The organism is Bacillus sp. FDAARGOS_1420 (assembly GCF_019344915.1).
GTDB lineage: Bacteria > Bacillota > Bacilli > Bacillales > Bacillaceae_G > Bacillus_A > Bacillus_A mycoides.
Window position 1 is genome coordinate 1764068 of the sequence record NZ_JAHWJB010000002.1, and the last position, 22768, is coordinate 1786835.

A 22768-nucleotide genomic window follows, 5' to 3' on the forward strand; every position below is an offset into this window, starting at 1 on the left:
CCCTATTTATATCGTATTTTCTTCATGTTTAATTTTAGATAACTATCTATTTTACAAATGATTTTCCACATATCCTTCTGCTACATATGTGGAGTTATAATACGCTGCTTATATTTATAAAATTAGGTATTTAATAGATTATATATGTTTGATTTTCTTGAGCGCTGATACTAATTATGCCTTGTTTTATTAATTCTTCAGTTATTTTTGTATAGAAAAAGTGATACCACCAAATAAAAAATTCTTCGTAAGTTATTTCTTTTGAGTATCTGCTGCTTGCAAAGTATTCTTTTAAAGGCTTCTCATTTTCTTTACATAATAAAATCAAATCTTCACTGACCGTGTTCGCGATTTCGTTAAGTATAGATAAGTCTGCGGCTGTAAACACTGGGATAACAGGTTGCGAATTTTTATATAAGCCTAATTTTTCGTATAATACATTTGAATTTAAGTCTACTTGTCTATCTACTGCTACAAAATTTTCAACTAATTGCTTTTTCGTATAATTAATATCGATAATAGCATCGTGAAAATATTCTTCAAACGTTTCTTTATTCGCAGTTATTAAATTCAAAGTTGTATATCGAGTGTTTCCATAAAGACCAATTTGATATTCCCCTAAATCCAAATACGTATTACCATACATTCCAAAGGCCTCTTTGTCTGTTTGTTCTTGTTCTAGAATCGCATAATAATATCTTTTATTGTTTCTCAAAGGCCGTTCTGTTTCTAAATAGTTTTCTTCAATGTTAATTATTTGTCCAGAATCTAATAACACACCGCTATAAAGTAAAAGACTATACGATTCTTTAGATAAATAATTAAATGTCTCGATTCTTTTAGACATAGCATCAATTTGATTAGAATACTTTTCAATTATGTTAAGTGTAGGTTTAATTAGAGGCTCACATAGGTTATAAAGTTTTTCTCCTTCAGTAGCTGTTATAACCATACACGTTGGATAGTAACTCTCTCCTATCTTTTTCAATAAACCTTCTAGTTCTAATGCATGTATTTGTTTTTCGAATTCTTCGTTCGTCCAATTTAGCTTCGTTTTTATAGTATTTGACTCAATTCCATGATGGAGCATTACAAGTAAATATTGAAGGTTTGTTCCGCTTATTTTTAAAGTTGGATAATTGTCACCTGATGAAATCATTTTTGTCTCATAAGTTGTTTTAAGTATTTTCTCCGGAGTATAATTAGCAAGCATTTTAAAATCCCTCCTTTTTTAGTAATTTAATTGTAAAATCTATGTATTTACTATGTTCTGTAAATAAAAATAAGTATCCTTTAATGATTTCAAATTAAAAACCTTAGTATGGCTATGTTAATACCTATACTAAGGTTATCTAGAATTTTATATTGTATTATTGCTATTTATATATGCCAAATTAATTTGTTCATATTCTTTTTTAAATTGATTATCATTTTTTATCCAACGTTTAAATGTTAATTCATTAATATTTATATTTGAACATGCTGTAGTAATACATTTGTTTTTCTCATAATCTTTAAGGAAGTTTTCTTTTCTTTGCATAACTGCAGCTTGAGTTCTTTTTAATTTTCGATCTTGTAATTGTTCTAAACTTACATGTTCTTTATGAAATGTTTCATATTTTCTATGCAAATATATATCTTTGTCTTTATAAATCCAATTTGCAAAAAGCTGAATTGATTTTCTCCCAGTCAGCATGACACGATAATGTGTATTTTGATTTAAAAGGTTAGAATTTAAGTTGTAATTTTGCAGAACTTGGTTTAGAGAGTTCATAAAATTATATGATCCTCCTACAAAACTTACTGTATATGCTTCATAATTGACATAACCATCTCCGTCAAAATACCCTCGAATAAAATGATGCAGATATTCATCTGGTACGAATGGAAATTCTACAGTAAATGATTTACAAGGCTTGATTCCGTGAATATTCATAAGATCTTCTTTAATTGTTTTACTATTGAGGTTTAACATATATACGCCTGTTTTTTTGTTTTGATAAAGCGGCTGGTTTGTGTTTAATTCTTTTTTTATATCGTTTAGAATGTCACTTTCTTTTTGCGAGATACTGACACATTGATTTTCTTTTGGTATAACACCGTCTGCTGTTATAAATCCTAAAATATAAGCCATGTTATTTGACCAAGTTTTAAAATAATCTTCTATTAAATCATACTTTCTCTTCCAACTATCTATAGCTCGTCTGGGCACGTTTTTTTCTTTTAAAACCATACGAATATATCCAGCAGACACATTGGCAAGTACAGCTATTTCTGAGGTGCTCTTCCCTTTTGTATAAAGCTGAATCATTTCAGATTTTGATAGTTTACATTTTGACTTCTTTTTTCTTTCTTCAAGCATTTATAGACTCTCCTTCCTTTGGATAATTAGTTACCTACCTGCTTCTATAACATATAAAGAAACATACGGTCTTTGTTGTTTATAAGAAAGAATTTACTTAAACAAAACAATTCACAAATACATAATATTAGTTTTAGCTGCTGCTAAATGAATTCTATTTTTTATATATAAATAATAAATTTGAAGAATTTATGAAATGTACTGCATTTAAGATGAAAGGTAAAATGATATAGTTTAAACTACAATTAGCTACAATAACAACATACGTATATTGTTAAACGTAAAAAGGAGAACTAATGAAAAAGAAATATATGAATCAAATTCCGACTGATGTAAGTTTTAATCCGAAAGATATTATTGGTTTAATGACTGATTACTTTAAAATGAAAACAAAGCTGCGTCCTGTAAAGAATTTACCTATTGTTTTATCGAATAAAAATAATGAGTCTTTAGAGAGTGTGACATGGTTTGGGCACTCTGCTTCTCTTTTGAAAATAGAAGGTAAAAAATTGTTATTAGACCCTATGTTTGGAGATGCCTCTTCCCCATTTCCTGTGTTTAATAGTAAGCGGTATAGTGGTGCTTTTTCTTTAGAACATGATGAACTTCAAGAAATTGATGCGATTATCATTTCTCATAATCACTATGACCATTTAAATTACAAGAGTATTATGCAGTTAAAAGATCGCGCAAAGTACTTTTATGTACCAACGGGAGTTGCGCAATATCTTATTAAATGGGGTATTTCACCTAGTAAAATTAGTGAACATAATTGGTGGGATGAAATTACGTTTGATAATATTAAGTTAGTTTGCGCTCCTGCAAGGCATTTCTCTGGACGAAGTATGACAGATAAAGATCGTTCTTTATGGTGTTCATGGCTTATTCTTGGTCAAGAAACGAAAGTTTTCTTTAGCGGTGATAGTGGCTATGCTCCGCACTTTAAGGAGATTGGTAATAAATATGGTCCATTCGATCTTACTTTAATGGAATGCGGGCAATACGATACGAGATGGTCTGCAATTCATATGTTGCCAGAAGAAACAGTACAAGCTCATATTGACGTTAAAGGAGAATTGCTCGTTCCTATTCATTGGGGTGCTTTTACGTTAGCGTTACATGATTGGAGTGATCCAATCGAGCGAGTTACAAAAGAAGCAAATCGTTTAGGAGTTAATATTGCAACGCCACAAATTGGTGAAGCTATTACGTTAAAATCTAGAGAATATCCTACGTCAGCTTGGTGGCGAGAAGTATAATTATAATAAAAAGCGAACCGATTTAATATTGATGGTTCGCTTTTTATTCATTTATGACTCATCTATTAAAATTTTTTGTTTTATCTACTGGAATTGCATTTTTCATCTTTTCTGTTGTCCAATATCCTGTGGGGTCTTCTATATCGTTTGAATCTTGAATAGCAGATGGGATACCGGGGGCTTTTTTCACTTGAGTAAGAGTATCTTTTTCGCTAGAGGTTGCCAATGCTAAGTAAATAATTAAGGGTATTATAATAGTAACACTAGTTATACATATCCAAAATAAGTGATTTCCTTTTTTCATGAGCTCCTCCTTCTATTACATACTAAACTCCCCTAATTACTACTTTACTATGCTGGTCTGTTTAGCTAATTCTTTATTCTCATACTCTACTAATTTATGATTTGATAAAACGCAAGAGTGCTCTAATATTAATTCATTATAAAGTACTTCAGTTAAAAATTTAGGTATCATCTCTCCTACGCCGTAATTATAGTCACTTAGAATCCAAGATACCTCTTTCCAATCTAGAATTCCTTCTGAGACTTTTTTTGGAGTGTGATATGTAAATTCATTAAGTAGCTTTACTAAATAGACATACATGCCACCAGAATATGAGGAATCCTCCCATTTAATAATGCCTTTAAATTGAATTTGATTTTGTTCAACATCTATATTTGTTTCTTCTTTTATTTCACGAATTGCATTTTCTAACGGTGTTTCTCTTTTTTATATCTTCCCTCCTACACCGTTCCATAATCCTTTTACAGGATCATATTCTCTATTTAGCATAAGTATTTCTTCATTTCTTTTTATAAAACATAAAGTGTGCTTGTATATAATTTAATTCCTTCCTTTGTTCTCAATAAGTTCTAACAGGCGATATTAAATATACTGCTGCAGATTGTTCACCTGCTTCAATTAATATCGGTCTCATGGAACCACCAAAACTTAAAGTAACTCTATCTTCTTTTATTGCTTTTAAAGTATCGACCATATATCGGCCATCGAAAGATATATTTAATTGCTTTTCACCGTGAATCGCATCTATTTGTTGTGTCTCGCATATTTTACCAATCTGAGAAGCGTTAGAAGAGATTTGTATTGTGCATTCGTCGATGATTTCTAAGTTAACGTTGTTGTTTGCCCATTCACTAGCCAATAAACTTGACCGATCTACACCTTGTAAAATCTTTTTTCTATCTATATTAATAACCGTTTGGGATTCATTTGGAATTAGGCCGGATATATTAGGATATTTTCCTTCAATAAGCCTTGAATACAACGTAATTGTACCGAATTTAAAAATAATGTGACTCTCTGAAAGATATATGTATACTAAATTTGAATTATTGTTCATTAATTTTAGTAGTTCACTAATAGTGGAACTTGGTACAATGCAATTTGCTTTCGCATGAGATGAAATTAATATTTCACGTAAAGCCAGTCTATGTGAATCAGTCGCAGCACAAATTAATTTGTTATGATCAATAACGAAATGTACGCCAGTAAGAACTGGTCTAGATTCATTTTTAGCAGTTGCAAAGACAGTTTGTTTGAATACCTCAATCAGCTGTTCCGTTTCTACTTGTATTTCTGTATGTGCGTCTAAAAATGGTACATTAGGAAATTCATTTGCCGAGAGTCCATTTAAGTTTAAAGTAATTTCATCTGATTGAATTGTAATCAACTGCTCATTCATACTTTTTATTAAAATCTCACTTGGCATTTTCTTAATAATTTCAATGAAATATTTTGCTGGTACAACAATACTCCCTGCTTTTAAAATAGTTGTAATTTGTTCGTCTTCAATTGAAATAGGTATAAATTTTTCAATGAAAATATTCGAATTACTTGCGATTAAAGTAATTCCAGATTGATCTGCTGTTATCTTTATTCCGGATAATATAGGAATTAAAGTTTTTGTTGAGATAGCTTTACTTACTTCTGAAAGAGCTTGTGTAAATTGTTTGTGATTAACGATAAACTCCATTTTTCCCCCGCCTTAAATGAAATACTATCTTTATGAAGATTGATGAATAATAGTTCCATTAAAAATATAAGGAACTGTTTCTTTCTTTTGTAAAAGGCTTTTTAAGTGTTCTGGTATACGTAAATAAGGTTCTGCTGAATCTAATTCCATCCAGGTAATCTCCTCAATCTCTTTTGGCCGTGATATACAGAGTTCCCCTCCGATTATTTCTCCTAAAAAATTAAAGAAGATTGCATGATGTCCTCTCTCTTCAAAAAAGGCTTCACTAATGGAACAAACCCCTTTTACGGATATATCTAGCCCTGTTTCTTCTTTCACTTCACGAATTGCTGCCTCTTCTAACGTTTCTCCGAATTTAACTGCTCCACCTGGTAAAGTGTAATAAGAACCGTTTTCCCCTTTGTTTTTAACCATTAATAGCTTTTCATGAGTTTCATCATATAGAAGTGCGTATGTAACATTTACTTTTTTCATATGTAACCCCCTTGAATGGTAAAAATTTTCTGTCTTTATTTTATTCTATCATTAAATTGTTTGGATTCATAAAAAGTAATTTGAGTAAATAACTAATACGAAACGAATTAGATTTTTTGAATGGCATCCATTGTTTAGACATTATGCTGTAATGAAAAAGAGCCCTAGTATAAGGACTCTTTCTTAGCATTAAGCTATTTTTCGATTTAACGATTTGATTTCTTTCTTCTTTTCTGCATTTGGAGGGCGGATTACTATAGAGATAACGAAAGATATAACACATAGAACACCGATTGTAATGAAGGTTGGCTGAAATCCGCCAAGTAGTGCTCCAATGAATGATCCTGCAAGTGCACCGAATCCGAAACCTTGGTAAACAATCCCGTAGTTTGTACTATGGTTTTTTAATCCGAAGAAATCCCCGACAATGGCTGGGAATATGGTGATATTACCACCAAAGCAAAAGGCAACGCTTGCTACACAAGCAAAATAAATCCCGTAATTTAGTGGAATAAAACTTAAAGTGAAGACGGATAATCCAATAATAATAAATGTAGCCGAGACGATTTTTAATCGACCTATTTTATCTGATAACGTTCCAAGAATAATTCTACCTATTGTATTAAAGATTGCAATCATTGCGACGGCATTAGCGGCCGTCGCTGTACTAAGACCAACGAGCTGCACCCCAATGTCTTTTACCATACCGATTAAATATAAACCACCCATACAGGAAGTGAATAGCATAAAAAACAAGAAATATACTTGTTTAGTGCGCATCATTTCACGCGGAGTATAGTCATTGTGTAATGTTTCAGCCGTAGTGTTACTTACAATTGCTTCACGTAAGAAGAACGATCCGATTAATACTAAAAATAAGACGATAATACCCCAATATAAAAATGCTTGTGATACACCAAGACTATCGATAAGATTTCCGTTTACATATCTAAAAATTAAGCTTCCCATTCCATATGCTGAAACAGATATACCAGAAATAAGCCCTTTACGGTTTGGAAACCATTTAATTAAATTAGATAGTGATGTAATATATGCTGTTCCATCAGCGTATCCAACGACAACACCGGCTAATAAATAAAGTAATGGTAATGAGGAAACTTGTGAACTAAGTATTAAACCGAGTCCTAAAACAATTCCTGCAGTAGCGATAAGTTTACGAAGTCCAAATTTTTGTTGTAGCTTTCCTGCAAATAGAGTTGAGAATGATAAAGAAAAACTCGTAATTGAGAACGTGATCGCGACTGAATTGAGATTCCATCCAAACTTACTTACAAGGGGTTGATTAAATAAACTCCATGTGTAAATTGTTCCTAGGCCAATTTGAACAATGATTGTACCTAGAACAATTAGCAATGGATTTATAGATGTTTGTTTCATGCTAACTGTCCCCTTCTTTTATCATGACATGAATTTTCACAGTTAGTATATCCATGATAAATTGCAAGATACTGTACGGAAAATGGAAATTGAGTTAGCTTACACAAAAAGACACTTCATCAAGAAGTGCCTTTTTGTAGGTTATATACAGCATTTAAAGAAAGCTTTGTTAAGATAAGACATTTTCGAATGCTTATGTATATATGTTATCAAATAATTCGCTGAAAGTGATGAGACTTAAGACGTATTTTTCTTTCATAAATAAGTCGGAGAGAAAATTAATATTCAATTTCCTCAAAGTCTTTCGGCTGCGGTACAGTTTGCATATTAGCTGCATCTTTCGGATCGCTATAAATCGCGTTTTGTTCTGTGTTTACATCCTTTATATTTTGCTTTTTATTTTTATTCACTTCATTTTTCATTAAAGTTCACTCCTTTTTATTATAGGAGTAGTTATACCCTAACCATATTATTTTTACTGCTACTAAATGTATCAGCGACTAAATTGCTAAATTCACGTAAATAATATAAATAATTATCCCCACCATAGTTGTATCTTTTATTGTACATTTTAGCAACGACGACATTATATTCTGGAATGACTAATATCGTTGGTCCTGTAATTCCTAATATTTGATAGGAACCTTTAGGAACTCGCTCACCAAGTTCGCTAAATAAAGCAGGTTCATTTTGAACGAACCAAAACAACCCGTTTTGAGGTAGTTCTTTATTTGTATACTCTGGACTTTGTAAGCTCGTAGCAAGTGCTATAACTTCTTTTGGCACAATTTGTTTACCATTTAAAAAACCTTTATTTAAATGCAGGTTCCCCCAGTAGGCAAATTCTCTCGCGGAGACAAAAAGATTTTTCTCGGAGCCGTCATCTACTGCACCAACACTACTTATTGCATCTTCATTTGGATTTACAATAACCTTAACTAAATTTTCATCATGTTCTATTCTCCATCCAGTTTCATTGAAGTTGGCAGGTAGGAATACACGCTCCTTTAGTAATTCAGGAAAACTCTTATTATACAGCTGATAAATAAGCTGCGTCACCATTCTTACATTAATATCTCTGTACGCCCAAGCTTGTCCCGGCTCAAATTCACGAAAAGCTGTCCCATCATCGGTTTCATTTAAACCGTGTGAATGAGTTACTAAATGTCTTATCGTTGTCTTTCCAAGTAATGAAGGATCATATTCTTTAAAATAATTTACAGCCTCGTCATCAAGAGATTTTATTTTCCCCTCATAAACTGCATAAGCTACCATTAATCCTAAATAGCTTTTTCTTGCGGAAGCGACATTGAATTGTGAAGATATAGTTACTTTTTTACTAGTAGGAGTATTTGAATGCGTTCCACTATAATGCTCTAGCACAATCTTATTATCTTTCATAATACAAAGTGCTGCCGTAGAACTTTGATTTGTCTCTTTAATGTTTTCTACCCATGAAATTAATTTTTCATATTTGTACAAATAAATATCCTCCTAAAACATATAAAAATAACAGCATGAAAGAAAAGTTTCAATACATTATAACTTTGCATCTGCACTTTTCTTTCATGTGAAATATTATAGATCTATAATACTTAAATAAACCACCAGTTCCAGCAATTAGAACAGCTGAAACAACCAACACAACCTACGCAACCGCCACAACGTCCGCCGCCACAACCACCACAGCGACCACCACAACCGCCACAACGTCCGCCGCAACGACGTGCATCGTCTTGAATGTAGTAATATGGATATTGATTTTGTTGCTGATCCCAATACACAACATTACCAGGTTGATAAGCATTAAGGTTTAACGCTTGTAGTTCTTGTTGAAACTCATTCATTATGAAACCCTCCATTTACAAATGTAAATTCCGTCCAAATTTTCGAGTTTATTTACTTTTAAAAATAAAGTAGAAATAAGGCTATAGACTAAATGCGTACATCAACAAAATATGACTTTACACTAGGTGATGTACCTTGTTTATGAGCCTATTTTCTTTATATTCTTTTAGTGGACGGAATTAATATAAATAGAGACAATTAAAAGTTACTAATCCAGCAAGTTAATAGTTCATCACTTAATTTTCTTTCTAGTAATTCTTTTACTGAAGGTGTCGGCATTATTGTATAGGAATTTATATTTTCTTTATTAAAATCAATCCAGTGAAATGCTAAATGGGATTCTTTAGATATTGGAGTTAAATCGGATTTTAACTCATTTGAATCTATTTCAAAAATGTGGTTAATTTCATGGTGGAGGGTTTCTTTGGCTTGCCATTGATTTTCTATGACGCCTAAAAATTGTTTTATACTGCAAGTTACTCCAAGTTCTTCTCGTAACTCTCTTATTAGTGCATTCTCTGCTGATTCCCCAATTTCAACATGGCCACCGGGTAAAAAATAGTGATGTCCTATGTATTCAGCAACTAGTAATTTTTCATCTTTTATCATGATAGCTCGTACAATATGATGGAATTTACTTTTCATTTTGTATTCCTCCTAATCATTCACTTTATACTTGCTCGAAAATTTTCATTTAAAAGCGGGATAATATAAATCATAGGTGTTTCATATGGGTGAATTTCATTGATAATTGCAAGAGTACCTTTTACAAGTTCTCGTTTATACGTTAATTAAAACTAATAATTTTGATAAACGATTCTAAAAAAGAGTATGTTTATGAAGAAAATTATCAAAACATACTCTTAATATTTTTAGTTGATTCATTCTTTTACACTAAGGTTTGATTAGCCCTATTCTTTGCGGCCTCAAAATCGAAGCCGTAGCTAAAGTATGCAATCACTACTATTCCCTAAGCAAATCTATTCTCTACTTCAAATTTACCTGCCTGTACAAATTTTAGACTCTTAACGAACCACGAAAGCCTCTTGCGGCATAGTAAGATTCTGCCCCATTGTGATACACAAAGACGTGTCCAAAGCGATAATCGCAAAAAAGGGCACCGCCAAGTTCTCTAATATCAGAAGGTGTTTGCACCCAACTCGACGTCTTCATATCGAAATTTTCAAGATTATGTAATGTACGATATTCTTCTTCCGTTAATAGTTCAATCCCCATGGTAGTTGCCATATCAATAGCGTTATTTTCTGGTTTATGTTTCTTTCTTGATTCTAGCGCTTCAAGATCGTAACAAACACTTCTACGACCTTTAGGACTTTCTGCTGAACAATCATAAAAAATATATTCGCCTTTTTCTTTATCAAAATCAACAACATCAGGTTCGCCACCAGTTCGTTCCATTTCGTTGAGCGACCACAACTTTTCAGTATTAGCATCCAGCCTTTCTTGAACATTAGCCCATTCTAAACCTTTATGACGGTTCATATTATTCTCAAAACGATCTTTCAATGTTTGTAGTAATTCTTCACGTTGCTCTAGTGACAACTCTTTTTTATTGCTTTCTTTCATATTAGTTCCTCCATTGATGTTTTTATTAATGATAGTTTAAGTATATATAAATACTGTTTTATAATAAAATGTTTAAATAATTGCGTGAATTGAGTTTGCGATAATTTATATGAATTAGTACAACCAATTCTCCGCAATATGACCCTTTAACGGAACAACTTATTGTTTCAAAACAGTTTCTTAATCGATCTTTCAATTCTAGATGTTCTTTTCCTTTTCACTATAAATACACGATATAACTTTATTCAAAACAGTACATCTTTATTTCAACAACAATAAGCGATATACTTCCTCACCGTCATATACATTTCCTAATGGTTTAAAATCATAACATTCATATAGTTTCTTTGCAGAAATATTATCTTTATGGACAGTTAATCTAATTTCCTCACACTCTTTAAAGTTATTTTTTATTAAGTTAATGATTTCCTGTAATGCTGCTTTTCCATATCCTTTTCCTTGCTCTTTTTCATCAATGATAAATCCGTTAATCCAATACATATCTGTTGACTCTCGTACAAAAGCATGCATAATAAAACCAACTATAAGGTCACCATCATATATAGCCAATGGAATATATTCGACATTTTCACCATCTGGTTTTATGTATACTTTAGCAAGTGATACTGCCACTGCCGGAACAAAGTGTATTTGGTTTTCTTTAACTTGTAACTTTAATGCGTCTTCCCAATTTTCTCTCGTAACAATTTTTAATTGGACGTTCACTATTTTAAGCTCCTTTAAAAAGAGAATTTATCTTTTATATTCAACGGAGTGAAATGATTCCCTTTTTCGACATCAACTTATAACATGATTTTCATAAAATCCTGAATAAATTTTTCCTCATCTAATTGTAACGCTATACGCGCCCCTTCAGATTTAGAGTGTAGGCGAAAATCAGCAAAAGTTTGTCCCTTCGTTTCGCCGCAAATATCCACAGTCACTTTTCGGGATGTATAATTTAAAAATGTAGGATTCACTAAACCGCTTATAGCAAGTACATCGTGTAATAATGGCCCTTCAATAGATGGATTGAGTTTTTGGTATGCTGATAAATAATAATCGTACATGGGTTTCATAATCGGCTTAAATGGATTTTTTGTATTAGCTAAAATATAAGTAAATACATTTGGGGTTAAAACTGTTTTATTTGTTACATTTAAAGGGAATAACGTTATATTTTTCGCTTGCTGAAATACAATTTGACTTGCTATAGGATCTCCGTACACGTTTGCCTCTGCTAATGGAGTAACATTCCCTGCTTCTAAAAAGACACCACCCATAAAATAAATTCCTTTTACATTTAACATCAAGTCGTTCCATAAATTAAAAGCAATCGCTAACGAGGTAGATCTTCCTACATCGACAATTGTTAAATCTTCTCCATACTTTACAAGAATCGCAGCAATACTACCAAAATTGTATATCGGAATAGATAACACACTTTCCGGTACATGTATGGGTCCTAATCCTTCTGGTCCATGAATTTCAGGATAATACGTTGTAATTTCATTTGTAAGTGGCTTTGTTGCCCCGCTAATTACAGGAATATCTTGTCTGTTTGCTAACTGTAAAATATATGCGGCATTATGAGCGGCATGTATATGTTCAACATTTCCATATCCAGTTACGATACCAACAATTTCAATTTCAGGATGCAGTAAGCCATACATAATTGCAAACGAATCATCAATACCTGGGTCTCCAAAAAATAAAACCTTCTCCAAGAAATGCACTCCTTTCATAGGTAAGATAATTATGTATATGTGGAAATAATTTAAATCTATACAGTTCTAAGCAAATATTAATGGTGAGTAATGTATTGATAAAAAAGAACTAGCATTATGCTAGTTCTTTTGCAGATAAATAATCTACCGGTTTAATTAAATCTCGTACAAATATTGGACTAACTGATTTTAATATAGATTATCCCCACTATATTTATAGAATTGAAAGCCTGTTATTAATCCGGAATTTTGCATTCAAATTGCAAATACTCGCAGGGATGTCTTACCATACTTTTTCGCTCTCGATTTGCTTATAATTATCTTTTTTAAATGTTAAATGAGCAATCACAACTCCAAGTATAGTAATTATCCCTCCAATTATCGAAACAAAGGTTGGCACCTCGCCTAACCATATCCACGCAATAAAACCTGCAGTAACTGGTGTTAAATATAGAGAACTCGTTGCTTCAGAAGCCCCAGCATGAGATGTAATATACGCTAATGCAATATATGGAAGGACTGTCGGAAACACACCTAAATATATAACGCTCAAACTAATTTCCATAGGAGCTGCTACAATTTCTTGATAAATCCCTGGTAAAAAAATAAGCATACATACAGTACCAGACCAAATTGCATATATTGTAAATGGTAAGAAACCGTACTTTTTTAAATAAGACTTTTGAAAAACGAAAAATAGACTTTCTGAAAATGCCGCTAATAATATTAGTAATACCCCACTATTCAATTGAATGGAATCTCCTTGACTTAATGATAAAAAAGCAATTCCTACTAAACTAATTACACCACCAATCCAACCATTTAATTTCATTTTTTCATTCATAAAAACAGAAGCAAGAATTGCCGTTAATATAGGTGTTACTGAAACAATTAAACTAGCAGGTCCAGCATTTACACTCTGTTCACCGTAGTTTAGTGCAATATGATAAATAGTAAATCCTAGAGCGCCAAATATAAAAATTACTGGAATATCTTTTAAATCAGGTAACCGTAATTTGTATATAAGTGAAAACAGAAGAAGAATCAAAGAAGCAATTAGTAATCGTAGCAAAGTAAGGTGTTCAGGGCTGTAAGCTTCAAGCCCCATCCGAATTCCTGGAAAAGCTGTTCCCCATATAAGAATCGTAAAAGCGTGAGCACATACAATACGAAAATCCCATTTTTTATTATGCATATTTTCTCGCCCCCTCCAATAAACCAGCCATTTTCTAATTACCAATTATTTCTTTTCATCATATTTAATAGTTGATACAATGTCTTCAACCAGTTAATCCTCGAAAAAACCAACCACTTTGCATTTTTAAAATGAATGAGGGAGTTTTTAATATGTCTACTGATAAAAAACTGCCTAAATATCGGCAGATAATAGACTATATGAAAGAAAAAATTGAATACGGAGAATGGCCGATTGGAAGTAAGGTTCCTAGCCAGCGGCAGTTAGCGAAAACATTTCATGTAAATCGTAGTACTGTAATAACCGCACTAGAAGAACTTATGGCAGATGGCTTAATTCAAGGGCAAATCGGGTCAGGAACAATTGTAACGAATAATACATGGTCATTATTAGCCACCAATCCCCCGCCCGATTGGAGTGAATATGTAAAGGCTGGTATTCATAAACCAAGCAAGTTAATGGTACGAGAAATAAATGAAGCAGAAGCAAATAAAAAATTGATTCATCTTAGTAAAGGAGAACTTGCACCTCATCTTTTCCCGTTAGAAACTATGCAATTCATTATGCGTAACGTATGTGAGGAACTAGATTATTTCGGATATGAAGAACAAAAAGGATATCTCCCTTTACGTGAAGCAATAAGTAATTATGTAAAATCATTTGGAATAAATACATCACCAAGCTCTATATTAATAGTCTCTGGTGCATTACAGGCATTACAATTAATATCAATCGGTCTTTTACATAGAGAGTCAACTGTTTTACTTGAACGACCTTCTTACTTATATTCTCTTCACGTATTTCAATCGGCTAATATTCACCTTTCTGGAATACAGATGGATCAACATGGAATTATCCCTAATGATTTGTTAAGAAGAATTAATTATAGTCAAAAGAAAAATATTTTATATTCGATTCCTTGTTTTCAAAATCCGACGGGTGTATTAATGTCCAAGGATCGAAGAAAAGAAATACTAAAAATATGCGAAAAAGAACAATTGCCTATCATTGAAGATGATATTTACCGTGAATTATGGATTGATGAAATACCGCCACTACCTTTAAAGTCGATGGATAAACATGGACATGTTTTATATATCGGCAGTCTATCTAAAACACTTAGCCCAGGACTTAGAATTGGCTGGATTATCGGGCCAGAGCCTGTTATTGAGAGATTGTCAGACATAAAAATGCAAACTGACTATGGATCAAGTTCTTTATCACAAAGAGTTGCTGCAGAATGGTTGAGTAAAGGATTTTATGAAGAACACGTTGCGAACGTAAGGATCCACCTGAAAGAGCGGAGACGAATGATGTTACAAGCTTTAGACAAGTATTGTGCAGATATTGCTACATGGGATATTCCAAGTGGTGGATTTTTTATATGGCTAACGGTTGTACCTAACATTCCAATGAAAAAACTGTTTTCAGAAGCACTATCAAAGGGAGTTCTTTTAAACCCAGGACGTATTTATGAAGAAGAATCGGATCAGTGCATACGCTTATCGTATGGATATGCTTCCTCTGAACAAATTACTCAAGGTATTTATATATTAAGTAATTTAATTCGTAAGTTAATGGCATAATAAAAATCCTCTTTTATATAAAGAGGATTTTTATGTGTACCCTATTTACCAAAATCTCATTTCCTGTCCTAATAAAATAAGTTCTTCATAAGGATCTCCGTCAATTTTTAATACTTGTGCAAAAGCCGGTTCTGTTTTTATGCCTTGTTCTTTTAATTGGATGATTTTTTTTCTAATATGGGGATGCTGCATTAATAGCATGTGCTCCACTATCATATGTTTATATGCATTTTGGTTACGCACTGGCTGCGGTTGACCAAATAATTCAAATTCAAAACCTTCAAATTGAAAAGTTGCCTTTATTGTTAAGATATTTCTAATGTTTTTCTTTTTCATTTCAAAACCTTCATATGAACCATACAAAGATCTAATTTCCTGTTCAAAAACATCATAATTATGTACTTCCATTACAATATCTAAGTCAGAGTGAAGGGTATCAATTCTAATAGGGATTGTCCCGCAAAGTACAGGACTATATAAAGCTAAATCCGCCATTATGTTTAGCTTATTCATAACGTCGTAAACTTTTTGTTGTTTATCGTTCCCGGATTGTAAGTATGTGATAGATGTAAACATAGAAGTCTCTCCTTCATTTAACGTAATACTCATCTCACTAAATTTGAGAAAAAATTTAATCATTTCATTTTGTTCTAGGAGTACCTTTATTTCAATATATTAAGGCGAACTAACTATATTTTTCAACTTTTCTCCTATACTGCAATACTATAAAAATAAAAAAGGAGGAACTTTTATGAGCATTTTCAATATTCTTTTGACCATACACATATTATTTGGAACCATATGTTTAATTACTGGTATTGTAGCGATGGTTGCTCAAAAAAAGAAAGGAAAACATACGGAATGGGGCGAAATATATCATGCATCTTATGTTGTCATAACCCTGACGGCAATTATATTGGCCATTATAAAGTGGGATGAAATCGCATATTTATTTTATGTAGCAATTATCTCCTATTCATTTGCGATTTACGGATATCTTGCAAGAAAAAAACGATGGAGAAATTGGTTGCAACACCATATTAGAGGTATGTTAGGATCTTATATTGGTGCAGTTACCGCACTTTTAGTAAACATTGGTATGTATATCCCTATTTTAAATCTACTTCCACCAATATGGTTTTGGTTCTTACCTACTATAATTGGTATTCCTCTCGTAGCCAGTGTATCAAGAAAATATAAAAAACAAAGGGAAAATTAATTACATTTTGTTTACTTTCTAGTTTGTTTTGTAAAAATGATATTTAATGTAGTAAAGACATAGAAGAGAAAATAAAAAGAATCCAAGTTTTATTGGATTCTTTTTTTTTCTGTTTTTTTAAAGGCTTTATTGAATGTAAACGATCCGGATAATTAGTAAACATCCCGTCTACACCCCATATAAGTAACTTTTTCATATCCTTTTCATTATCTACTGTAAATGGATGCACTTCTAATCCATATTTCTTTATTTTTTTTACATAGGCTGCGTCAATATATTTAAAGTTCATTCCTAGGCCAATGCAGTATTTTTTATAATTCTCAATTTCTAGTTCTGTTAATTGAACTGCTTTTTTATATGATAATAATTGTACTAACGGTATATTGGCATTTAAATTATGAATCTTTCGCAGACTTTCTTCACTAAATGATTGAATAATAGCTTTATCATTTATTTGGTAGCGATTTATAATTTCTAATAGTTTTTCTTCCATTCCAGGATATTCATCTGGTGATTTTGTTTCGATATAATAGTTAGCATTATGTCCAAACGTTTCAATAATTTCTTCTAGTGTTGGAACTTTAGCATTTTTAAATTCTTCTTTTGCTAAATCGGGGTATTTTTCATTGAAAAAGCTGCCTGCATCAAGTTGTTTTATTTCTGTTAATGTATGATTTCTTACTAATCCAGTACCGTTCGTTGTACGATCCAATGTTTCATCGTGCATAGCTATTAAACGTCCGTCTTTTGTCATTTGAAGATCTATTTCTATATAGTCTCCCTTTAATTGTTGTCCTAATTTGTAAGCTTCTATTGTATGTTCTGGTGCATATGCAGATGCACCTCTATGTGCAATGTTTTTTATATGATTTAATGTATTAGTAGCTTTAATGTATTTATGTTCATTTATTTGCTGAAAAACAAAGATGCTTATTACCATAAAGAAGCATATGAGTGTAATTAGAGATATTTTTTTCATAACGGTATGTTAACTCCTATATTTAAAGCAATTTTATTTGGATGAATTATCCAAATAAATGCTGGTTTTCAAAAACAGTCATTTGTCCTACAGCTTTAAATCCAGATTTTTCATAAATGTTAATTCCATCAGGTGAAGCTTCTAGTACGCAGTACATATTTTTTAATTGTTTTGCTTCTTGCAGCAGGAAATTAAACATAGTAGAGCCAAAACCTTTTCCTCTCATTTCTTCTTTAGTCGCTATATCATAAATACCGACACTATCTTTCGTACATACTAAAGAGCCAACAGATACTACCTCACCTTTATAAAGACCTAAGTATAGTTTCATGTCATCGCTATTCCATACATCTAAAGAAGAAATTTGATTATAGTATGCTTGAACGTGAGTACCTTCTGCTGATGTACCGAATAAAGCCGCTAACGTTTCGCCAAATTGTTGTATTTGTTCTGGCGATGTTGCTTTTTGTATTGTAAAACCTACTGGAATGTCTATTATTGGATGAATTTTTCTTAAGTCTGCTACCATCGCGATATTCTGTTCTGCTTCTTTTAAACCAAGTTTGATTAATTCGCTTTTTATAGTCTGTTCTTGTTTATCATCCCAAAACCAAACACTCATTGGAAATTTCTTTTGATTATAGCATTCTACCTCCTTATATAATTTCTCAATCCCTTCCGTTACATTACTATTTAGTAGTGTAATAATATTAAATGTATCTGCAGGTAATCCGCAGTCGATAGTAATGTAATCCTTCGTTTCTTTTACATCCATTCCATTTACCTGCCGCGCAATATATGAGGTTTTATATGTGAAATTGTCTATTAGTAACTGTTTATAATTCATTAATTTTGCTCCTTTCATAAAAATTCGTATTCGAATCTTTCAGTATTAAATATAACATATAAGAAATGTACCTATTTCTATAAAAATATCTCTATAAATCACTCTTTGCGCCCTAAAAGAATTAAAAATGATATAACGTTGTCGGAATGAAAAAAGTGGTATATAATAAATATTAACATTACTAGTAATTATTTTAGGTATTCCTAGAATAAAGGAGCGATACATATGAAAATTACTATTTATTTCGGAAGTCATGAGGATCAAGATGTCCGTACTATGGACTGTCATTTAGATGTAGAAGATACAGAAGAGATTGTTTCTGTATCATAATATAAATAGTTGGGATGAACCCTCTTCCCTACAGCGTTTAAGACACCTTTTATAGGTGTCTTTTTTGTTGTTTTTTCATAAAAAACCCTTTACTTTAGAGCGTTTTAATAGTAAAATATAAATATACGAACAAACGTTCTTTTTATTTTAATTGTACATGAAGGGATGATTTTAACAATGACTCAAGCAAAGCGCAGAGGAAGAAAAAAGCAAACACCTATTATTTCAAATACAGGCTTTATCGGCTCTGTCTTTATTGATACATTGGAGTTACAAAAGAAATCCTATTATTTCGCTCGTAAAAAACTTCAAATTGTTCATCACGTACTAGATGGTCTATCTGGAGCAACGAGTGCATTATTTAAAGAACATAATATCGCTGCATACATGTCATGTGTGTATTTACATAAACAACAGAAAATTGGCTTCGTTCTTTCAACAAAACCGTTTGAACAAAGTGATGGTGTTTCTTATTTTATAAATTATTTGATCGAAAAGAATTTTTATGGTGACGAAGACATTGAATATCAAGAAGTATTTAATACAGGTTTTATTGGTGTAGTATTCGCGGATTTATCTAGTATAGATCGCTTTAATTTTGAGTTTGAAATGGGTATGCTAACGAAATTGATGAAAGATATGATTATTCCGGTTAAAGAGCTCTTTTTACGCCACAATGTACCGGCTTACATCTCCACTTCTCATTTAGAGGAGCAAAATAAATTAGGTTTCGTTCTATCTGTAAAGCCATATGATGAACGTGCAGAAGCAGATTTATACTTCGAAACATATTTAAAAGAGCGCGGATTATTTATTGGTGATGAAGAAGATGATATTGATAAAATAGTTATTAGAAAGACAGCCGAATTACGATAGTTTTCCAGTACAACTTACATTAATAAATTGTTCAGTATTTAATTTGAACTTAATACCTTCCTATTGGTAATAGGAAGGTATTAATAATTTATTAGTCCTGACGCTTTTCATACATCTCTATTTTTTTATTTAGTAAATCTTTACCCCAAGCTTGCATTGCTTCTAATACAGGTATAAACTTTTCCCCCTGCTCTGTTAAAGAATATTCTACCTTTGGTGGAACAACTTTATAAACTTCTCTGTGTACTAGCTCGTCCTCTTCAAGCTCTCTTAATTGTCTAGTTAAGATTCCTTTTGAGATGCCAGGTAACATCCTCAATAATTCATTAAACCTAATAATTTCATTTTTGCTTAAATGCCACAAAATCACGATTTTCCATCTTCCTGCAATTGCATTTTGGGTAACTGTTAATGGACAAATTTCTTGCTGTGTTTCTTCAGAAACCGATTCATCTTGATAACTAAAACGTGCCATAATAAAATCTCCTTTTTCGCTAAGTACTATTTTTATGACTATGTTATTAAATTGTGCCTACTTACATAAATCCTTCTTAAGAAATAGTATATGTAATGTATACAAAAATCAAAAATAACGCTGTATGTAACGGAGGAGATTGTATGAAAGTTTTTGTAACAGGTGCAAACGGAAATTTAGGTTCTAAAATTGTTGAGTATTTACTTACCAGATTATCAATTGAAGAAATAATTGTTGGTGTACGTGATGACAAGTCTGAAAAAGCACTAAGCTATAAAGAACAAGGCTTAGAAGTACGTGTAACGGATTTTGAAAATCAAGAAACCTTGTTTTCAGCATTCAAAGATGTTGATCGTTTATTCATCATGTCAACATTTGGTGACTTTGATACAGTTATACGTCAGCATACAAATGCAGTAGAAGCTGCCCAAGCAACAGGTGTAAAACAAATTATTTATCCAAGTGTTACAAGAGCAGAAGGAAATGACTTCTTCCTAGCAGGCATGCATAGAGCACGTGAAGTAGCAATTATTGAATCAGGTATTCCTTATGTGATTCTGCGTAACAACTGGTATGTAGAAAATGAACTTGGTACAATTCAAAGCTGTATGGCTGGTGCCCCTTGGGTGACTTCTGCAGGAAAAGGGAAAATCGGTTGGGTATATCGTCCGGATTTAGCTGAAGCAGCAGCGAATGTTTTGGTAGCTGATGGTCACAAAAATAAGATTTATGAACTTTCTGGTGAAAATTTAAAACAACAGCAATTTGTTGATACATTAAGTGAAGTATTAGGTAAAGAAATTCCTTTATTAGAAGTAGATGACTCTTCTTATGAAGAAATGTTAAAAGGTGCTGGAGTACCTGAAGCCTACCTTCCAATGTTAGTAATGACTCAAAAAGGGATTCGTGAAGGAGGATTAGAATCAACACATACCCATTTGAATTTCTTATTAGAACGTCAGGCTACACCATTAAAGCAAGCATTAACACATTTATTAGTAAATACAAAATAGATAAATCAAATTCTACAGCCGAGATCAAATAATAAATTTTGTATCTTACAAAGTGCCAGTCCACATTAGGAATGGCACTTCTTTATTACTGCCTTTACTTCGACCATCTATCACTTTAGTTAAAGAAGGATTTTTAAACAACATTATTATTTTTTAAAGGACTCTATTGCAAAATAAACATCTTTTTGTTACTTAACAAATTTACTTAGCTACGCAAAACACTATAATCTTTTGAATGAATTTCTAAGTTCAACTTATTTGAATAAGCCTTATTCAAAATAAGAAATACTATCCCTCCTGTAATTGGAAGCGTGTAAGCAGGGATATAATTTAATAATAATCCTGATAATGCCAATGCTATTGGCTGCATCATTTTACCTATACTTAATCCAATACTGAGTACCCTCCCCCTATATTCATCAGGAATCTCTTTTTGCATGAAATAAATTAAAGGAATATCAATTAATGCTATTATTAGCCCTAAAAAGAACATAACAACACAATACGTAATAACGTATACAAAATTATTTACTTCAAAACTTTTGAATAGAACTGGAATTCCTGAAATAATCATAAAAACTGCCAACATTGAACTTAACTTTTTTAAAAGATAGGAGTAAGAAAAACGATCAGTTATCTTTTTTACTAAAATTGCACCAATTATCATCCCTACAGGAAAAGTCCCTTGAATCATACCAAATTGCTTAGAACTTAGATTGAGAACCGTATTTATAATATATGGCAATGGAACAGTTACAGCAAAACCTAGGAAGAAATTAAGTGAAGTTAAAATACTAAACGTATTCTTTAAGCTTTCCTTTTCAATTAAGTAAGAAAACCCCTCTTTTATATCTTTAATAAAATTAATTTCTCTTTTTGAACATCCATCATTTATGTTGTACTTGAACAAGTTAAAGTGAATAAACAATATGGATATGCCCGAAAGAATAAATGAAATACCATTTATAATTATAAAAGTTTTTATATCTAAGACAGCAAAAACGATGCCCCCTAACATAGGACCGAGAATTAAAGATACAGAATCGATAATTTTACTTATAGAGTTAATACTCATTAACCTCTTTTCAGAGACGATATTTGGTTTTGCGGCTTCTAACCCTATTCCAAAGAATGTTGTAAATACCGACATAAGAAAGGTAGTAGTATAAATGATGAATAAGTTTAAATTATAATTGCTGCTTACTATATAAACGGCGATTAATAAGCTTCCATTTAATAGATCCATACAAACAACCAACTTCTTTTTATCAACCTTATCTGCAATTACACCGGCAAATGGATTCATAACAATCATTGGAATCGTTCCTAAAATGAGTGTAATTGCGAAATTTAATGCTGATCCGGTTATTTGTAAAACATATAATCCTAATGCGAAACTATAAATAGAGCTACCAAATATTGATACTGTTTTCCAAATTACATAGAGACAAATATTTCTTAGTTCTTGTTTTCTTTTTTCATTTTGTAAATGTAATCGTAAACTCCCCATAACTTTTCCCTCCCGCTTAACTTTGTATTACGTACAGTGTAAGTTCTCGGGTCAACCCAATATCAATATGCTAGTATTAAAAACTTTTA

At 31.9% G+C, this 22768-nt stretch carries 23 protein-coding genes and 2 pseudogenes; 5 read left to right on the top strand and 20 right to left on the bottom strand.

Translation table 11 applies throughout. The features are described from left to right. Positions 1–130: 130 nt before the first annotated feature. Both I6L50_RS19210 and I6L50_RS19215 read right to left on the bottom strand, forming a co-directional pair. A complete protein-coding gene (locus I6L50_RS19210) occupies positions 131–1213 on the bottom strand; it encodes a hypothetical protein (protein ID WP_219302417.1) in 1083 nt (360 codons plus the stop codon). Between the two features lie 147 nt (positions 1214–1360). Next, positions 1361–2362 (bottom strand): LAGLIDADG family homing endonuclease, encoded by a 1002-nt coding sequence (locus I6L50_RS19215; RefSeq protein ID WP_219302419.1) that lies wholly within the window; start codon positions 2360–2362, stop codon positions 1361–1363. Positions 2363–2658: 296 nt separating this feature from the next. Between I6L50_RS19215 and I6L50_RS19220 the strand changes: the two genes are divergently transcribed. Further along, positions 2659–3621 carry an MBL fold metallo-hydrolase gene (locus tag I6L50_RS19220; RefSeq protein ID WP_219302421.1) on the top strand — a complete coding sequence of 321 codons (963 nt, stop codon included), beginning with the start codon at positions 2659–2661 and terminating at the stop codon, positions 3619–3621. A gap of 58 nt (positions 3622–3679) precedes the next feature. On the opposite strand, the gene I6L50_RS19225 is transcribed toward I6L50_RS19220, so the two are convergent. From I6L50_RS19225 to I6L50_RS19285, 13 genes and pseudogenes are all read right to left on the bottom strand, one after another. After that, the gene (locus I6L50_RS19225) at positions 3680–3925 is read right to left on the bottom strand and encodes a hypothetical protein (protein ID WP_219302423.1); all 246 of its coding nucleotides are present in this window, start codon (positions 3923–3925) and stop codon (positions 3680–3682) included. A gap of 39 nt (positions 3926–3964) precedes the next feature. Beyond that, positions 3965–4462, bottom strand: a pseudogene (locus tag I6L50_RS19230) (NUDIX hydrolase). A 22-nt stretch (positions 4463–4484) separates the two neighbouring features. After that, positions 4485–5615 (bottom strand): DNA polymerase III subunit beta, encoded by a 1131-nt coding sequence (dnaN, locus tag I6L50_RS19235; protein WP_219302425.1) that lies wholly within the window; start codon positions 5613–5615, stop codon positions 4485–4487. A 30-nt stretch (positions 5616–5645) separates the two neighbouring features. Beyond that, positions 5646–6089 carry an NUDIX hydrolase gene (locus I6L50_RS19240; RefSeq protein WP_219302427.1) on the bottom strand — a complete coding sequence of 148 codons (444 nt, stop codon included), beginning with the start codon at positions 6087–6089 and terminating at the stop codon, positions 5646–5648. Between the two features lie 189 nt (positions 6090–6278). After that, on the bottom strand, positions 6279–7487 hold the full coding sequence (locus I6L50_RS19245) for an L-lactate MFS transporter (protein WP_219302429.1): 1209 nt from the start codon (positions 7485–7487) through the stop codon (positions 6279–6281). Between the two features lie 278 nt (positions 7488–7765). Next, on the bottom strand, positions 7766–7909 hold the full coding sequence (locus I6L50_RS19250; RefSeq protein ID WP_002013225.1) for a hypothetical protein: 144 nt from the start codon (positions 7907–7909) through the stop codon (positions 7766–7768). A 31-nt stretch (positions 7910–7940) separates the two neighbouring features. Next, positions 7941–8969, bottom strand: coding sequence for a serine hydrolase domain-containing protein (locus I6L50_RS19255; RefSeq protein ID WP_219302431.1), 1029 nt, complete (start codon positions 8967–8969; stop codon positions 7941–7943). 113 nt (positions 8970–9082) lie between these two features. Continuing rightward, on the bottom strand, positions 9083–9334 hold the full coding sequence (locus I6L50_RS19260; protein WP_219303726.1) for a heterocycloanthracin/sonorensin family bacteriocin: 252 nt from the start codon (positions 9332–9334) through the stop codon (positions 9083–9085). A gap of 199 nt (positions 9335–9533) precedes the next feature. Further along, entirely contained in the window at positions 9534–9980 is a 447-nt protein-coding gene (locus tag I6L50_RS19265; RefSeq protein ID WP_219302433.1) for an NUDIX domain-containing protein, read from the bottom strand. Between the two features lie 372 nt (positions 9981–10352). Then, entirely contained in the window at positions 10353–10922 is a 570-nt protein-coding gene (locus I6L50_RS19270) for a DUF4256 domain-containing protein (RefSeq protein ID WP_002085300.1), read from the bottom strand. A 261-nt stretch (positions 10923–11183) separates the two neighbouring features. After that, complete coding sequence (locus I6L50_RS19275; RefSeq protein ID WP_219302435.1) at positions 11184–11648, bottom strand: GNAT family N-acetyltransferase; 465 nt, start codon at positions 11646–11648, stop codon at positions 11184–11186. Positions 11649–11725: 77 nt separating this feature from the next. Beyond that, positions 11726–12649 (bottom strand): nucleoside hydrolase, encoded by a 924-nt coding sequence (locus I6L50_RS19280; RefSeq protein WP_219302437.1) that lies wholly within the window; start codon positions 12647–12649, stop codon positions 11726–11728. Between the two features lie 283 nt (positions 12650–12932). Then, the gene (locus I6L50_RS19285) at positions 12933–13844 is read right to left on the bottom strand and encodes a DMT family transporter (RefSeq protein WP_219302439.1); all 912 of its coding nucleotides are present in this window, start codon (positions 13842–13844) and stop codon (positions 12933–12935) included. 152 nt (positions 13845–13996) lie between these two features. On the opposite strand from I6L50_RS19285, the gene pdxR reads away from it, so the two are divergent. Then, the gene (pdxR, locus tag I6L50_RS19290; protein ID WP_219302441.1) at positions 13997–15430 is read left to right on the top strand and encodes a MocR-like pyridoxine biosynthesis transcription factor PdxR; all 1434 of its coding nucleotides are present in this window, start codon (positions 13997–13999) and stop codon (positions 15428–15430) included. 45 nt (positions 15431–15475) lie between these two features. On the opposite strand, the gene I6L50_RS19295 is transcribed toward pdxR, so the two are convergent. Then, positions 15476–16006: a DUF4269 domain-containing protein gene (locus tag I6L50_RS19295; protein WP_219302443.1), complete on the bottom strand. Its 531-nt coding sequence runs from the start codon at positions 16004–16006 to the stop codon at positions 15476–15478. Between the two features lie 175 nt (positions 16007–16181). Here I6L50_RS19295 and I6L50_RS19300 point away from each other — a divergent pair, with 175 nt between their 5' ends. After that, positions 16182–16649: a DUF2306 domain-containing protein gene (locus I6L50_RS19300; RefSeq protein WP_219302445.1), complete on the top strand. Its 468-nt coding sequence runs from the start codon at positions 16182–16184 to the stop codon at positions 16647–16649. Between the two features lie 106 nt (positions 16650–16755). Here the strand turns inward: I6L50_RS19300 and I6L50_RS19305 are convergent. Together I6L50_RS19305 and I6L50_RS19310 are read right to left on the bottom strand one after the other, a co-directional pair. Next, positions 16756–17628: pseudogene (locus I6L50_RS19305) on the bottom strand (glycerophosphodiester phosphodiesterase); the annotation flags it as partial. Positions 17629–17674: 46 nt separating this feature from the next. Further along, positions 17675–18475 carry a GNAT family N-acetyltransferase gene (locus tag I6L50_RS19310; RefSeq protein ID WP_219302447.1) on the bottom strand — a complete coding sequence of 267 codons (801 nt, stop codon included), beginning with the start codon at positions 18473–18475 and terminating at the stop codon, positions 17675–17677. Between the two features lie 507 nt (positions 18476–18982). Between I6L50_RS19310 and I6L50_RS19315 the strand changes: the two genes are divergently transcribed. Then, a complete protein-coding gene (locus I6L50_RS19315; RefSeq protein ID WP_002085281.1) occupies positions 18983–19681 on the top strand; it encodes a hypothetical protein in 699 nt (232 codons plus the stop codon). Between the two features lie 91 nt (positions 19682–19772). Here the strand turns inward: I6L50_RS19315 and I6L50_RS19320 are convergent, their stop codons facing one another. Next, positions 19773–20156: a winged helix-turn-helix transcriptional regulator gene (locus I6L50_RS19320; RefSeq protein ID WP_002085280.1), complete on the bottom strand. Its 384-nt coding sequence runs from the start codon at positions 20154–20156 to the stop codon at positions 19773–19775. Positions 20157–20299: 143 nt separating this feature from the next. Between I6L50_RS19320 and I6L50_RS19325 the strand changes: the two genes are divergently transcribed. Then, the gene (locus tag I6L50_RS19325) at positions 20300–21169 is read left to right on the top strand and encodes an SDR family oxidoreductase (RefSeq protein WP_219302449.1); all 870 of its coding nucleotides are present in this window, start codon (positions 20300–20302) and stop codon (positions 21167–21169) included. 205 nt (positions 21170–21374) lie between these two features. Here the strand turns inward: I6L50_RS19325 and I6L50_RS19330 are convergent, their stop codons facing one another. Further along, positions 21375–22679 carry an MFS transporter gene (locus tag I6L50_RS19330; protein ID WP_219302451.1) on the bottom strand — a complete coding sequence of 435 codons (1305 nt, stop codon included), beginning with the start codon at positions 22677–22679 and terminating at the stop codon, positions 21375–21377. Positions 22680–22768: the final 89 nt, after the last annotated feature.